Origin of the sequence: Sphaerotilus microaerophilus, from assembly GCF_023734135.1 — a bacterium.
Classification (GTDB): Bacteria; Pseudomonadota; Gammaproteobacteria; order Burkholderiales; family Burkholderiaceae_C; genus Sphaerotilus; species Sphaerotilus microaerophilus.
Genome location: NZ_AP025730.1, coordinates 5,808,354 through 5,821,563, shown reverse-complemented (window position 1 = coordinate 5,821,563; position 13,210 = coordinate 5,808,354). Strand labels below are relative to the sequence as shown.

Annotated in this window: 11 protein-coding genes; 8 read left to right on the top strand and 3 right to left on the bottom strand. The window is 70.3% G+C overall.

The annotated features are described in order from the left end of the window. Window positions 1-22: 22 nt before the first annotated feature. Complete coding sequence (locus NGK70_RS25245) at window positions 23-2,272, top strand: PhoX family protein (RefSeq protein ID WP_251971182.1); 2,250 nt, start codon at window positions 23-25, stop codon at window positions 2,270-2,272. Between the two features lie 60 nt (window positions 2,273-2,332). Here the strand turns inward: NGK70_RS25245 and NGK70_RS25240 are convergent, their stop codons facing one another. The 3 genes from NGK70_RS25240 to NGK70_RS25230 form a co-directional block, all read right to left on the bottom strand. Beyond that, window positions 2,333-2,563, bottom strand: coding sequence for a sulfurtransferase TusA family protein (locus NGK70_RS25240; RefSeq protein WP_251971181.1), 231 nt, complete (start codon window positions 2,561-2,563; stop codon window positions 2,333-2,335). Window positions 2,564-2,614: 51 nt separating this feature from the next. Further along, window positions 2,615-4,717, bottom strand: a complete 2,103-nt coding sequence (gene ppk1, locus NGK70_RS25235) for a polyphosphate kinase 1 (protein WP_251971180.1) — start codon at window positions 4,715-4,717, stop codon at window positions 2,615-2,617. Window positions 4,718-4,821: 104 nt separating this feature from the next. Then, window positions 4,822-6,405 carry a Ppx/GppA phosphatase family protein gene (locus NGK70_RS25230; RefSeq protein ID WP_251971179.1) on the bottom strand — a complete coding sequence of 528 codons (1,584 nt, stop codon included), beginning with the start codon at window positions 6,403-6,405 and terminating at the stop codon, window positions 4,822-4,824. 109 nt (window positions 6,406-6,514) lie between these two features. On the opposite strand from NGK70_RS25230, the gene NGK70_RS25225 reads away from it, so the two are divergent. From NGK70_RS25225 to NGK70_RS25195, 7 genes are all read left to right on the top strand, one after another. Next, entirely contained in the window at window positions 6,515-7,405 is an 891-nt protein-coding gene (locus NGK70_RS25225) for a dienelactone hydrolase family protein (RefSeq protein WP_251971178.1), read from the top strand. A gap of 3 nt (window positions 7,406-7,408) precedes the next feature. Next, window positions 7,409-8,191, top strand: a complete 783-nt coding sequence (locus tag NGK70_RS25220) for a ZIP family metal transporter (protein ID WP_251971177.1) — start codon at window positions 7,409-7,411, stop codon at window positions 8,189-8,191. A 66-nt stretch (window positions 8,192-8,257) separates the two neighbouring features. Beyond that, the gene (locus NGK70_RS25215; RefSeq protein WP_251971176.1) at window positions 8,258-9,313 is read left to right on the top strand and encodes a YVTN family beta-propeller repeat protein; all 1,056 of its coding nucleotides are present in this window, start codon (window positions 8,258-8,260) and stop codon (window positions 9,311-9,313) included. Window positions 9,314-9,442: 129 nt separating this feature from the next. Continuing rightward, the gene (locus tag NGK70_RS25210; protein ID WP_251973897.1) at window positions 9,443-10,207 is read left to right on the top strand and encodes a polysaccharide deacetylase family protein; all 765 of its coding nucleotides are present in this window, start codon (window positions 9,443-9,445) and stop codon (window positions 10,205-10,207) included. 119 nt (window positions 10,208-10,326) lie between these two features. Next, entirely contained in the window at window positions 10,327-11,307 is a 981-nt protein-coding gene (locus NGK70_RS25205) for a sterol desaturase family protein (protein ID WP_251971175.1), read from the top strand. A 27-nt stretch (window positions 11,308-11,334) separates the two neighbouring features. Next, window positions 11,335-12,213, top strand: coding sequence for an EI24 domain-containing protein (locus NGK70_RS25200; protein WP_251971174.1), 879 nt, complete (start codon window positions 11,335-11,337; stop codon window positions 12,211-12,213). An 80-nt stretch (window positions 12,214-12,293) separates the two neighbouring features. Beyond that, window positions 12,294-13,103 carry a competence/damage-inducible protein A gene (locus NGK70_RS25195; protein ID WP_251971173.1) on the top strand — a complete coding sequence of 270 codons (810 nt, stop codon included), beginning with the start codon at window positions 12,294-12,296 and terminating at the stop codon, window positions 13,101-13,103. Window positions 13,104-13,210: the final 107 nt, after the last annotated feature.

Sequence of the window (13,210 nt, the reverse complement as noted above, 5' to 3'; positions counted from 1 at the left end):
TTGTGTCAACGGAGTGCTTCCCATGAACCGCCCGCTCGTTTCCCTGCGCCGTCCCCAATCCGAAGAAGAAGACTCGAACCGCTCTGACAACCCGCACTTCGTCGCCGTCCTGGCGGCCCGGCTGAGCCGGCGTGGCCTGCTCGGCAGCGCGGCAGCAGCGCTGTTCACGGGCCTGTCGCTCTCGGCCTGTGGCAGCGACGACGAGGCCACGACGCCCTCTACGCCTGCCACGCCCACCCCGGACACCGGCAAGCTCAGCAAGTTGAACTTCTCGGCGGTTTCCAAGGGGCTGGCCGACACCGTGGTGGTGCCTGCGGGCTACACGGCCAGCGTGATCTACGCGCTGGGTGATCCGCTCAACAGCGCCACCACGGCGTTCAAGAACGACGGGACCGACGACAGCTTCGAGAACCGCGCGGGCGACCATCACGACGGCATGGAGTGGTTCGGCCTGAACGCGGCCGGCTCCGCCTCGACCACCGCCAACGACCGCGCGGTGCTCGGCATCAACCACGAGGCGACCACCGACGAGAGCCCGACTCGCCTATCGTCCTTCTTCCTGCATGCCAATGGCGGCACGCCCACCCTGCCGCGCCCGGCCTTCGAGGTGGACAAGGAACTGGCGATCCATGGCGTGTCCTTTGTCGAGGTGAAGAAGACCGGCAGCACCTGGGCCTACGTCCAGAACTCCACCTTCAACCGCCGCTTCACCACGCTGACCGACGTCGATCTCACCGGCCCGGCCGCCGGCAACGCGCTGCTGATCACCAGGTACTCGACCGACGGCAGCAAGACCCGCGGCACGCTCAACAACTGCGGCACCGGCAAGACGCCCTGGGGCACCTTCCTGACCGGCGAAGAGAACTGGGCCGGCTACTTCACCCGCCCGACCGGTGACAACGCCGCACGCGGCAACGACAAGAGCGTCACCGCGCTGAACCGCTACGGCCGCACCGAGGGCACGGCCAGCCGCCACGGCTGGGAGTCCGCCGGCAGCGACGACCAGTACGCGCGCTGGATCAACGCCAGGACCGGCACGTCCACCGACGGCAGCGACGACTACCGCAACGAGCTCAACGGCATGGGCTGGATCGTCGAGATGGATGCCTACGCGCCGTCGAGCCGGGCCAAGAAGCGCACCGGGCTGGGCCGCTTCGCCCACGAGAGCGCGGCCTTCTCGCTGCCGGTGGTGGGCCAGGCCCTGGCGGTCTACATGGGAGACGACTCGCGCGGCGAGTACATCTACAAGTTCGTCAGCAACGCCTCCTGGAGTGCCGCCGACGCCGAGCCCGCCGACCGCCTGGCCACCGGCGCCAAGTACCTGGACAGCGGCACGCTGTACGTGGCCAAGTTCAACAGCGACGGTACCGGCACCTGGCTGCCGCTGACGCTGGCGGCAATCCCGTCGAGCTACACCGCCTACAGCTTTGCCGACCAGGGCGACATCTGCATCAATGCCCGCCTGGCTGCCGATGCGGTGGGCGCCACCAGGATGGACCGCCCGGAGTGGTGCGCCACGCACCCGACCACCGGCGAGGTCTACTTCACGCTGACCAACAACAGCAACCGCCGCGCTGCGCCGACCGGCTCGCAGTACGCGCCGGACAGCGCCAACCCGCGCGCCTACACCGACGTCAAGAACGCCGGCACCACCCAGTCGGGCAACGTCAACGGCCACATCGTGCGCATCAAGGACGGCGCCGGCAATGCCGCGGCGACCACCTTCACCTGGGACGTGTACCTTTTCGGCGCCGAGGCCGGTGCGTCCAGCCAGTGGGTCAACCTCTCGGGCCTGACCAGCGACAACGACTTTTCCAGCCCCGACGGCCTGGTGTTCAGCAAGAGCACCGGCCTCTGCTGGTTCCAGACTGATGACGGGGCGTACACCGACGTCACCAACTGCATGATGCTGGCCGGCATTCCTGGCCAGGTGGGGGACGGCGCCAGGAAGACGTTGGCCTACAGCGCGACGTTGAGCGTGGACACCTACGTCGGCGCAGCGCCGACCGAGGACACCCTGAAGCGCTTCCTGGTAGGCCCGGTGGGCTGCGAGATCACCGGCCTGGTGGAGTCGCCCGATGGCAAGTCGATGTTCATCAACATCCAGCACCCGGGTGAAACCACCGCGATGACGGCCGTGGCGGCCGGCGATCCGAATGCCGCCAGCTACACCAGCCAGTGGCCGGCCAACGCGGGCTACGGCGCCGGCAAGCGGCCGCGTTCGGCGACCATCGTCATCACCAAGAACGACGGCGGCCGCATCGGCACCTGATCACACCAGATCGATCGGGGAGGGGCGTGCGCCGCTGCGCCGGCGACTGGGCCCAGGGGCTCAGCGTCGGCGCAGCAGGTGCACGAACTCGTTGCCGGGCAGCGTCTGCTGCTCGACCAGCTCGTTGCCGGTCTGCTTGGCGAAGGCCTGGAAGTCGCGCAGCGAGCCCGGGTCGGTGGAGAGCACCTTCAGCAGGTCACCGCTGGCCAGTTCGGACAGCGCCTTCTTGGCCTTGAGGATCGGCAGCGGGCAGTTCAATCCGCGGGTGTCGATTTCCTTGGTCGCGTCCATCGCAGCTCCTGTGTGGGTGGCGGCCATTCTAGGAGGGCGCCTGCGACCGCTTCAGAATCGGCGCATCAGCGCGCCCTGGGCGCTCAGGCCCGTCTCGGCCACCCGCTCGTAGCTGCCGTCGCTGCGCAGCGACCAGGCATCCACCTCGTCGCGCAGGTAGGGCACCAGGCACTCGTCGATCACGCGCTGGCGCAGCGCGGCGTCGCGCAGCGGCCAGGCGATCTCGATGCGGCGCAGCATGTTGCGGCTCATCCAGTCGGCGCTGCTCAGGTAGAGCGCCTCCTGGCTGTCGCCCTCGCCCCAGCGGAAGTAGATCACCCGGGTGTGTTCGAGGAAGCGGCCCACCACCGAGCGCACGCGGATCCGGTCGGTCGCGCCCGGTACGCCCGGCGTCAGCATGCAGGCCCCGCGCACGATCAGGTCGATGCGGGCACCGGCCTGGCCGGCGGCCACGAGGGCGGCGATCAGCACCGGGTCGGTCAGGGCGTTGAACTTGGCGACGATGCGTGCCGGCCGGCCGGCGCGGGCGGCGTCGGCGACCCGATCGATCAGTTCCACCCACTGCGCCTGCAGGTTGGAGGGCGCCACCAGCAGGCGGCGCGGCCGTGCCAGCGGGTTCAGGCTCGCCAGGTGCTGGAAGATGGCATCGGCGTCGGCCGTCAGTTCCGGGTCGGCGCTGAGGTAGCCCACGTCGGTGTACAGCCGCGAGGTCTTCGGGTTGTAGTTGCCGGTGGAGAGGTGGGCGTAGCGCACCAGCCGGCGGCCTTCCTTGCGGGTGACCAGCAGCAGCTTGGCGTGCGTCTTCAGCCCGACGATGCCGTACACCACCTGCACGCCCACGGCCTCCAGCCGCTCGGCCCAGTTGATGTTGGCCTCCTCGTCGAAGCGCGCCTTCAGCTCGACCACCACCAGCACTTCCTTGCCGCGCCGGGCCGCTTCGAGCAGCAGGTCCATCAGCACCGACTCGCTGCCGGTGCGGTAGATGGTCTGCTTGATGGCGAGCACGTTCGGGTCCTCGACCGCCTCGCGCAGGAACTGCACCACGGTGTCGAACGATTCGAAGGGGTGGTGCAGCAGGATGTCGCGCTCGGCGATGCAGTCCATCACCTTGCGCCCGCGTGGCAGGCGGCCCTGCGGCCAGGCCGGCTCGTGCGGGGCGAAGCGCAGCGCCGGCGCATGGGCGTGGTCGATCAGCGTGTTCAGCCGCACCAGGTTGACCGGGCCGTTGACGCGGTAGAGCGCCGCCTCGGGCAGGCCGAACTGCGAGCGCAGGAAGTCCGACAGTACCGGCGGGCAGCTGGCCACCACCTCCAGGCGCACCGCCTGGCCGAAGTGGCGCGTGCTCAGTTCGCTGCGCAGCGCCTGGCGCAGGTTGGTGACGTCGTCTTCGTCGACGTCCATGTCCGAGTCGCGCGTGACGCGGAACTGCGAGAAGGCCTCGACCACGCGGCCCGGGAAGAGCTCCTCCAGGTGCGCGCGGATCACGCTGGTCAGCAGCACGAAGGCCTGCTGGCCCGGCGCCAGCCGGTCGGGCAGGCGGATCACGCGGGGCAGCACGCGCGGCACCTTGACGATGGCGATCGAGTTTTCGCGCCCGAAGGCGTCCGCGCCGCTGAGCTGCACGATGAAGTTCAGCGACTTGTTGGCCACCTGCGGGAACGGATGCGCCGGGTCCAGCCCGATGGGCACCAGCAGCGGCTGCACCTCGCGGTGGAAGAACTGCGCCACCCAGCGGCGCTGCTCGGCATCGCGGTCGGCGTGGTTGAGGATGACGATGCCGCGTTGGGCGAGTGCGGGCATCACCTCGTGGTTGAAGACGGCGTAGTGCTCGTCGACCAGCGCATGGGCCTCGGTGGCAATGTCGGCCACGTCGCCCGCGGTGGTGCCGCTGCCCGGCTGGCGGGCGGCCTCCAGCGTGTCGGCGAAGCGCACCTCGAAGAACTCGTCCATGTTGGACGAGACGATGCACAGGTAGCGCAGCCGCTCCAGCAGCGGCACGTCGGCGCGGCGCGCCTGGGCCAGCACGCGGCGGTTGAAGGCGAGGGTGGAGCGCTCCCGGCTCAGCAGCGGGACAGGGGGCGCGCGGTCGGCAGCTGGCGTGGCCGCCTCTGCGGCACCCGCCTCAAAGGTGTGGACGGCAAACTCTTCGATCATCCGATCGATGTTATGACCGGCCTGTGACGTTGCCGTGACAGCCTGGCCGCGGCTGTGACACGCCGCACGGCCATCTTTGCGAGCACTTCAGCCTTTGACCGCCTTCAGCCTTCGGCGATCTGCAGCTTCAGCGCCGGGTGGCGCGACCAGGCCTTGACCTCCTCGCGCAGCAGGTAGGCCGAGCGCGGGAACTGCGTGGCCCAGCCCTCGGGCGGGATCAGGCGGGCGCCCCGTGCGTCGAGCACCAGCGTCGGCGGCAGCACGCCCAGGCTGCCGCGGGCGTGGCAGAGCAGCACCGCCAGGCGCAGCGCCAGCAGCTGGGCGGCAAAGGCCGGTTCGGCCAGCGCCGCCTCGACCTTGCGCAGCCCGCCGCGCTGACCGAGCACCAGCTCGCCCAGGCGGCGCTGCTGGTTCTGCGAGAAGCCCGCCGCGTCCACGTGGCCGAGCAGGTAGGCGCTGTGGCGGTGGTGGTCGTGGTGCGAGACCATCATGCCCATCTCGTGCAGCGCGCAGGCCCAGCCCAGCTCGCGCTGCGGCTCCAGCGCGGCGCGCGGGGCCAGCCGCTCGTGCAGGGCGCGGGCGACCTGCTGCACGCGGTGGGCCTGCGCCACGTCGACCTGGAAGCGCTGCTGCAGCTCGGCCACCGTGTCATCGCGCAGGTCGTGGTGCTCGGGGGTGCGCTCGGCGGCCAGCCGTTCTTCGAGGTCGAAGATCACGCCCTGGCGCAGTGCGCCGCGCGCGGGCCGCAGGGCCTCGATGCCGAAGTGGGTCGCCAGCGTGTAGAGGATGGCCAGCCCGCCGCCGATCACGGCGCGGCGTTCCGGCTTCAGCCCCGCCAGGTCGAGGCGGTCCTGGCTGCCCGCGCGCAGGCAGGCTTGGATGCACCAGCGCAGGCCGTCCGGAGTGATGGTGCCGTCGCTGACGCCATTGGCCGCCAGCAGCTGCGACACCGCGCCGGCCGTGCCTGAGGAGCCCAGCGCCTCCAGCCAGTGCTGGCGGGCAAAGGGCTCCAGCGCCTCCTCCAGCTCGGCGCCGGCGGCCACCTGGGCGGCCTGGAAGCGCTCGGCGCTGTAGCGCCCGTCCGGAAAGTGCGCCATCGACAGGCTGACGCTGCCGATGCGGAAGGACTCGGCGCGCAGCGCCAGGGGGCCCACGCCGAGGATCATTTCGGTCGAGCGCCCACCGATGTCGATCACCAGTCGCGGCTGGTCGGAGGGCTGCAGCCGCGCCACGCCCTTGTAGATCAGGCGGGCCTCCTCGCGCCCGGAGATCACCTCGATCGGGTGGCCCAGCGCCTCGGCCGCCTGCAGCAGAAAGGCGTTGCGGTTGGTGGCCTCACGCAGCGTCTGCGTGGCCACCGCGCGGAACTGGCTGCCGGGGATGCCGGTGAGCCTTTCGCGAAAGCGCCGCAGGCAGGCGAGGCCGCGCTCGGCGGCCTCGCCACCCAGACGGCCCTGGTCGTCCAGCCCCGCGCCCAGGCGTACCGTGTCCTTGAGGTAGTCGATGCGCCGGTAGCGGCCGCCGCGCAGCTGGCCGATTTCGAGGCGGAAGCTGTTGGAGCCGATGTCGATGGCCGCGCGCACGCCGCGCCAGTTCGCGGCGGTCGGTGGGGCCGCCTCGGCGGCGGGGGGCGCCGCCGCTGGGGTGGAGGCGGCAGCGGAGGTCGCGTTGGCGGTGCGTGAAGGCATGGTGAGCGGCATTGTCCCCGCAGTTCGTGTCGGTTCTCACGCGCGGCCGGGTGGGTGCGCCTTCCTACAATGACCGCTTCTGCAACCCGACCGCCTGCACGTGGTGACCATGGCCGACCTGAACCTGATCCAGCAAGAGATCGACAGCCACACCGCGACCCGGTCGTACAGCCGGCGTGACTTCGTGCGCACCTCGGTGGGCAGCGGCTTTGCCGCGGCGGTGCTGCCGGTGGCCGCGCAGACGCTGGTCAAGACGCCCGCCGATGGCCTGGAGGTTGGCGAGGTGACGATCGACGTGCAGGGCTTCCGGCTGCCCGCCTACCGGGCCGCGCCGGCGGGCCGCACGGGTTTGCCGGTCGTGCTGCTGGTCAGCGAGATCTTCGGGGTGCATGAGTACATCGCCGACGTGGCGCGGCGCTTCGCCCGGCAGGGCTACCTGGCGATCGCGCCGGAGCTGTTCGTGCGCCAGGGTGACCCGAGCGGCTACGGCGAGATCGCCAAGCTGATGGCCGAGGTGGTCTCGAAGGTGCCCGACGCCCAGGTGATGGGCGACCTGGACGCCTGCGTGGCCTGGGCGGGCAACCAGGGCGGCGACACCCGCCGTGTCGGCGTGAGCGGCTTCTGCTGGGGCGGGCGCATCACCTGGCTGTTCGCGGCGCACCATCCGCAGGTGCGGGCCGGCGTGGCTTGGTACGGGCGGCTCGTCGGCCAGGCGTCGGCGCTGACGCCGCGCCACCCGGTGGACCTGGCCGCCGAGCTGAAGGCGCCGGTGCTCGGCCTGTACGGCGAGAAGGACGCCGGCATCCCGCTCGATTCGGTGGAGCGCATGAAGGCCGCGCTGGCCCAGGGCAGTGCGGCGGCAAAGCAGTCGGAGTTCGTGGTCTACCCCGGCGCCGGCCATGCCTTCCATGCCGACTATCGGCCGAGCTACCAGAAGGCGGCGGCCGACGATGGCTGGCAGCGCAGCCTGGCCTGGTTCAAGCGCCACGGCGTCGCCTGACGCATGACGCTGACCTGGATCGTCCTGGCGACGCTGGCCGGTGGGCTGGTGTCGGTGCTGGTCGCTTCGGCCATCGCGGTGCGCCTGCTGGGACGGCTGCTGCCGCACATGGTCAGCCTGTCGGCCGGGGTGCTGCTGGGCACCTCGTTGCTGCACGTGCTGCCGGAGGCCTTCGAGAGCGGGGCGGACAGCCACTCGCTCTTCCTCACCCTTCTGGGCGGGCTGCTGTTCTTCTTCCTGCTGGAGAAGGCCGAGCTGTACCGCCACAACCACCACCACGAGGGCGACCACCCGCACCACGACCACCACCACGGCTTCGACGCCGAGCAGGCCGGGCGCGGCGGCTGGAGCATCCTGGTGGGGGACTCCTTCCACAACTTCTGTGATGGCGTGCTGACCGCCGCGGCCTTCCTGACCGATCCGCAGCTGGGCTGGGTCACCGCGCTGGCAGTGGCAGCCCATGAGATCCCGCAGGAGGTGGGCGACTACATCGTGCTGCTCAACGCCGGCTTCACCCGCCGCAAGGCGCTGTTCTACAACGCACTGTCGGGCCTGGCGGCGGTGGCGGGGGGTGTGCTGGGCTACTTTGCGATCGGGCCGTTCCAGGCCCTGCTGCCCTTCCTGCTGGTGGCTGCCTGCTCCAGCTTCATCTACGTGGCGGTGGCCGACCTGATCCCACAGCTGCAGCGGCGCATGCCGCTGCGCGAGACGGTGTCGCAGCTGCTCTGGCTGGGCGCGGGGCTGGGCTTGATCCTGGTCATCACCTCTGCCAAGCATGCCCACTGACCTGCGGCGGTGGTCGGGGCGGCCCCTACACTGCCCCGACTTTCGAACCGACCCCTGAAATTGCCCATGACTGCTCTCCGCCGCCGCCAAGTTGTCGCCCTCGCAGCGGGCACCTTGACCGCTGCCCTGCTGGCGCCTGGCGCCTTCGGGCAAGCCCCTGCCGCCGCGGCTGCGTCCGCCGCACCGACGACGGGTGGCAAGCCGCCGATCTTCGTGCTGAACTCGCTGGACGCGACCATCAGCGTGATCGACGGCAGCACCCTCACCGAGATCCGCCGCCTGCCCACGGGCAAGGAGCCGCATCACCTCTACCTGTCGCCCGACGAGAAGTCGTTGCTGGTGGCCAACGCGGTGGGCGACACGATCACGCTGGTTGATCCGCGCACCGGGCTGGTGCAGAAGACGCTGGAAAACATCGTCGATCCGTACCAGCTGCGCTTCTCGCCGGACATGAAATGGTTCGTGACGGCGGCCAACCGGCTCAACCACCTCGACATCTACCGCGTCACCCGCCCGGCGGCGGGCGGGTTCGAGCTGGCGCTGGCCAAGCGCGTGCCGGCGGGCAAGACGCCCAGCCACGTGGTGATCGACACCAGGAGCACGGTGGTCTACGCCAGCCTGCAGGACAGCGACCAGATGATCGCCGTCGACCTGGCCACGCAGACGCCGCGCTGGACCATTCCCGTCGGCAAGATGCCGGCGGACGTGTACCTCACCGCGGATGACAAGTACCTGATGACCGGCCTGACCGGCGATTCGGTGGTCGAGGTGTACGACGTCAGCGTCAACCCGCCCAAGCTGTTCAAGCGCATCCCGACGGGGGCCGGCGCACACGCCTTCCGTGCCTGGGGCGACAAGCGCCATGTGCTGGTCAGCAACCGGGTGGCCAACACGATCAACCGGATCGACACGCAGACCATGACGGTGGTGGACACCTATCCCGGCCCCAGCGGCCCGGACGACATGGACCTGACGCCCGATCGCAAGTACATCTACTCGGCCTCGCGCTGGGCCGGCAAGATGAGCGTGATCGACACCGAGACGAAGAAGGTGGTCAAGCAGGTGCCGGTGGGCAAGTCGCCGCATGGGGTCTGGACGTTGGATCACGCGGGACGACTTTGACCCACCCCCGTTGCGGCTGACGCCGCTCCCCCTCAAGGGGGCGCCGCCAGTGGCCCGGCGAAGCCGGATCCACGGCGTCCGCTGGACAAGGATGCTTCACGCGTGAAGTCTGCCGTTCTCTTGGTTGCGATGCTTGCGGTGGTGGGGACTTGCCAGGTCTCGGTCGCGGCTGCACCCTGTGACAAGCCGGTCTACCTGACGTTCGACACGGGCCACATGGGCGTGGCGCCGCTGGTGGCCGAGGTGCTGCAGCGCCAGCAGGTCAAGGTGACCTTCTTCCTCGCCGACGAGAAGACGCTCACCGGTGGCAGCAGCCTGGATGCGCAGTGGGCGCCCTGGTGGAAGGCCCGTGCCGCCGAGGGCCACGTCTTCGGCTCGCACACGCTGGACCACGTCTACTGGCGTGCCGACCGGCCGGGTGGCCGCTTCGAGATGCGCCCCAGCGCCGGCCCCCAGGCGGGCCGTTCGCGCGAGATGGACGGCGCGGCCTACTGTGCCGAGCTGGATCGCAGCGCCCGCCGCTTCACCGAGATGACCGGCCAGCACATGGCGCCACTCTTCCGCGCGCCGGGCGGGCGGACCTCGCCAGCGCTGCTCGCTGCCGCGCAGGCCTGCGGCTGGCAGCACGTGGGCTGGGCCCCGGCCGGGTTCCTGGGCGATGAGCTGCCCAGCGACCGCTACCCGAACGCGCAGTTGCTGCAGCGCGCGCTGCGCGACATCCGCGCCGGTGACATCCTGGTGGCGCACCTGGGCATCTGGTCGCGCCAGGATCCCTGGGCCCCGGCGGTGCTGGAGCCGCTGATCGTCGGGCTGAAGCAGCGCGGCCTGTGTTTTGCGACGCTGGCCGAGCACCCCACCTACCGGGCTGCGGTCCAGAGTGGCAGCAAGCCATGACCGGATTCGACCGAGGTCTGAGCCGCGGCCTGCCCCGCGGTCGGCGCCGCGGCAGCCTGGCGCGTTAGTCTGCTGAACGCGGTCCAGCGCATTGCCCAACGTCTTCTTTCAACGCCTCCATGTCCGTCGAGATCCTGTCCGAGTGGTTCAGCCTGGCCCAGCAGGGGCTGTTCGAGTCCGTCGTCCAGCCGCTGCTGTTCGGGCTGGGCGGTGGATCGCTGCTGGAAGACGGTTATGCCGCCACCGGCTGGCTGCTGGCCGGGCTGCTGCAGATCGCAGTGCTGCTGGGGGTGCTCGGCCCGCTGCAGCGCTGGCGGCCGGTGGAGCGCATCACCGACCGTGCCGCCGTGCGGGTGGACGTGATCTACACCCTGCTGCACCGGCTGGGGGTGATCCGCGTGGCGCTGTTCTTCGGGGTCGAGCCGCTGTGGAATGAGCTGTGGGGCTGGCTGGCGGTGCAGGGCGTCAGCGGCATCCAGCTCGATGCGCTGGTGGGGCCCTGGTGGCCGGGCGTGACCGACACCGCGCTGGCCGGCTTCCTGGTCTACCTGGTCGCGCTGGACTTCGCCGATTACTGGATCCACCGCGCCCAGCACCGGTTCGACTGGTGGTGGGCCCTGCACGCGCTGCACCACAGCCAGCGCCAGATGACGATGTGGACCGACAGCCGCAACCACCTGCTTGACCTGCTGATCGTCGATGCGCTGCTGGTGCAGCTCGGCCACGCCATCGGCATGGCGCCGGGGCAGTTCGTCGCGGTGGTGGCCTGTACGCAACTGGTCGAGAGCCTGTCGCACGCCAACCTGCGGCTGCCGTTCGGCCGCCTGGGTGAGCGGCTGCTGGTCGGGCCGGCCTTCCACCGCCTCCACCATGCGATCGGCCTGGGGCACGAATCGGCCGGGCAGGGCACGCTGGGCGGGCACAACTTCGGCATCCTGCTGCCCTGGTGGGACCAGCTCTTCGGCAGCGCGAGCTTCGTTCGCGATCCGGGGCCTACGGGTATCCGCGACCAGCTGCCGGAGAACGGGGGGCGCGACTATGGCCAGGGGTTCTGGGCGCAGCAGCGCCTGGGCCTGCTGCGGCTGATCGGCCGCGCCTGATCCCTGCGGCCGGGCTATGCTGCGCGGATGTTGAGCAAAGTCCTGGATGCCTTCTGGCGTGCCGCTGCGTACTGTTTCCATCCGCGGGTGATCCTGCTGTCGCTGCTGCCGGTGGCGGTGGCTGGAGCGGCGGGTTTCGCGCTGGCCTGGTTCTACTGGGAGCCGGCGGTGGAGGCGGTGCGGCTCGGCCTGGAGCGGCTGCCGCTGCTGGCGCCGGTCATGCAGTGGCTCAATGAAATGACCAACGGCGTGTTCCGCTCGGTGGTCGGGCCGCTGGTGGTGGTCGCCCTGGCGGTGCCGGTGGTGCTGATCGCCGCCATGCTGCTGGTGTCGGCCTTCATGGGCACGGCGCTGGTGAGCCTGGTGGCCAAGCGCCGCTTCCCGACGCTGGAGCGCCGCTACGGCGGCTCCTGGTGGCGCGGCGCGGTCGGCATGACCGGCGCCACCGGGATCGCGGTGCTGGCGCTGGTCGTGTCGCTGCCGTTCTGGCTCATCCCGCCGCTGGCGCTGCTGCTGCCGCCGCTGATCTGGGGCTGGCTGAGCTACCGCGTGATGAGCTACGACGCCCTGGCCGAGCACGCCAGCGCCGACGAGCGCCACGAGATCATGCGCCAGCAGCGCACGCCGCTGTTCGTGATGGGGCTGGTCACCGGCTACCTGGGCGCGGCGCCCTCGCTGGTCTGGGCCACCGGCGCGATGGCGCTGCCGATGATGCCGCTGCTGCTGCCCCTGTTCGTCTGGCTCTACACGCTGGTGTTCGCCTTCGCGGCGCTGTGGTTCACCCACTACGCGCTGGCCGCCCTTGATGAGCTGCGCCGGGCCCGTCTGGGCGAGCTGCTGCCATCGGCCAGCCCGGCCGATGGGGCCATCCGGCCCTCGGCCGGCAGCGCATCGGCGGCGCCCTGAGTAGCGGCACCCGAGCGCGCCCTGCACCCGCCCGCTGCCACCCGCCATCCTGCCCCTGCGCACCTGAGCAACCTCTGCACATGAACTTCGGCCTCATCATCATCGGCGACGAGATCCTTTCAGGCAAACGGCAGGACAAGCACCTCGCCAAGGTCATCGAGCTGCTCGGCGCGCGCGGCCTTTCGCTGGCCTGGGCGCAGTACCTGGGCGATGAGCCGGTGCGCATCACCGCGGCACTGCGCACGGCCTTCGCCAGCGGCGACGTGGTGTTCTCCTGCGGCGGCATCGGCGCCACACCGGACGACCACACCCGCCAGTGTGCCGCTGCCGCGCTGGACCGGCCGCTGGCGCTGCACCCGCAGGCGCGCGAGCTCATCATGGCGCGGGTGCGCAAGCTGGCCGTCGAGCAGGGCTGGACGGCCGACCCGGACCACCCCGACACGATCCACCGGCTCAACATGGGCGTGTTCCCCGAGGGGGCGACGATCATCTCCAACCCCTACAACCAGATCCCGGGCTTCTCGGTGGGCGAGGTGCACTTCGTGCCGGGCTTCCCGGTCATGGCGCACCCGATGATCGAGGCGCTGCTGGACGGCCGCTACGCCCACCTGCACGGTGGTGGGGCGCAGCAGGAGCGCTCGGTGATCGTCTACGGCGCCATGGAGGCCAGCCTGACGCCGCTGATGATCGACGTCGAGGCGCGCTTTCCCGGCATCAAGGTGTTCAGCCTGCCCAGCGTCGACCACCCGGAGCACGGCCGTCACATCGAGCTGGGCGTCAAAGGCCGGGGCGAGACACTGCTCTCGGCCTATGCAGCCCTCCTGGCCGGGTTGCGCAGCCGAGGCGTTCCCTTGGGCCCTGAAATGGTGCGAGGCACCGGCGATCAATAGCGCCAATGTGGTGCATTCATAGATCCAATTTGGTGCATGGCTCGTTTGGGCGCTTTCCTCAGAGGTATTGACGGTCGCGCCCCACCAGGCAGTGGCGGGCACGCTTT

Excerpts from the sequence above, each read along its gene's own strand:
- NGK70_RS25245 (WP_251971182.1), top strand. The coding sequence starts at position 23 with ATGAACCGCCCGCTCGTTTCCCTGCGCCGTCCCCAATCCGAAGAAGAA.
- NGK70_RS25240 (WP_251971181.1), bottom strand. The coding sequence starts at position 2,563 with ATGGACGCGACCAAGGAAATCGACACCCGCGGATTGAACTGCCCGCTG.
- ppk1 (WP_251971180.1), bottom strand. The coding sequence starts at position 4,717 with ATGATCGAAGAGTTTGCCGTCCACACCTTTGAGGCGGGTGCCGCAGAG.
- NGK70_RS25230 (WP_251971179.1), bottom strand. The coding sequence starts at position 6,405 with ATGCCTTCACGCACCGCCAACGCGACCTCCGCTGCCGCCTCCACCCCA.
- NGK70_RS25225 (WP_251971178.1), top strand. The coding sequence starts at position 6,515 with ATGGCCGACCTGAACCTGATCCAGCAAGAGATCGACAGCCACACCGCG.
- NGK70_RS25220 (WP_251971177.1), top strand. The coding sequence starts at position 7,409 with ATGACGCTGACCTGGATCGTCCTGGCGACGCTGGCCGGTGGGCTGGTG.
- NGK70_RS25215 (WP_251971176.1), top strand. The coding sequence starts at position 8,258 with ATGACTGCTCTCCGCCGCCGCCAAGTTGTCGCCCTCGCAGCGGGCACC.
- NGK70_RS25210 (WP_251973897.1), top strand. The coding sequence starts at position 9,443 with ATGCTTGCGGTGGTGGGGACTTGCCAGGTCTCGGTCGCGGCTGCACCC.
- NGK70_RS25205 (WP_251971175.1), top strand. The coding sequence starts at position 10,327 with ATGTCCGTCGAGATCCTGTCCGAGTGGTTCAGCCTGGCCCAGCAGGGG.
- NGK70_RS25200 (WP_251971174.1), top strand. The coding sequence starts at position 11,335 with ATGTTGAGCAAAGTCCTGGATGCCTTCTGGCGTGCCGCTGCGTACTGT.
- NGK70_RS25195 (WP_251971173.1), top strand. The coding sequence starts at position 12,294 with ATGAACTTCGGCCTCATCATCATCGGCGACGAGATCCTTTCAGGCAAA.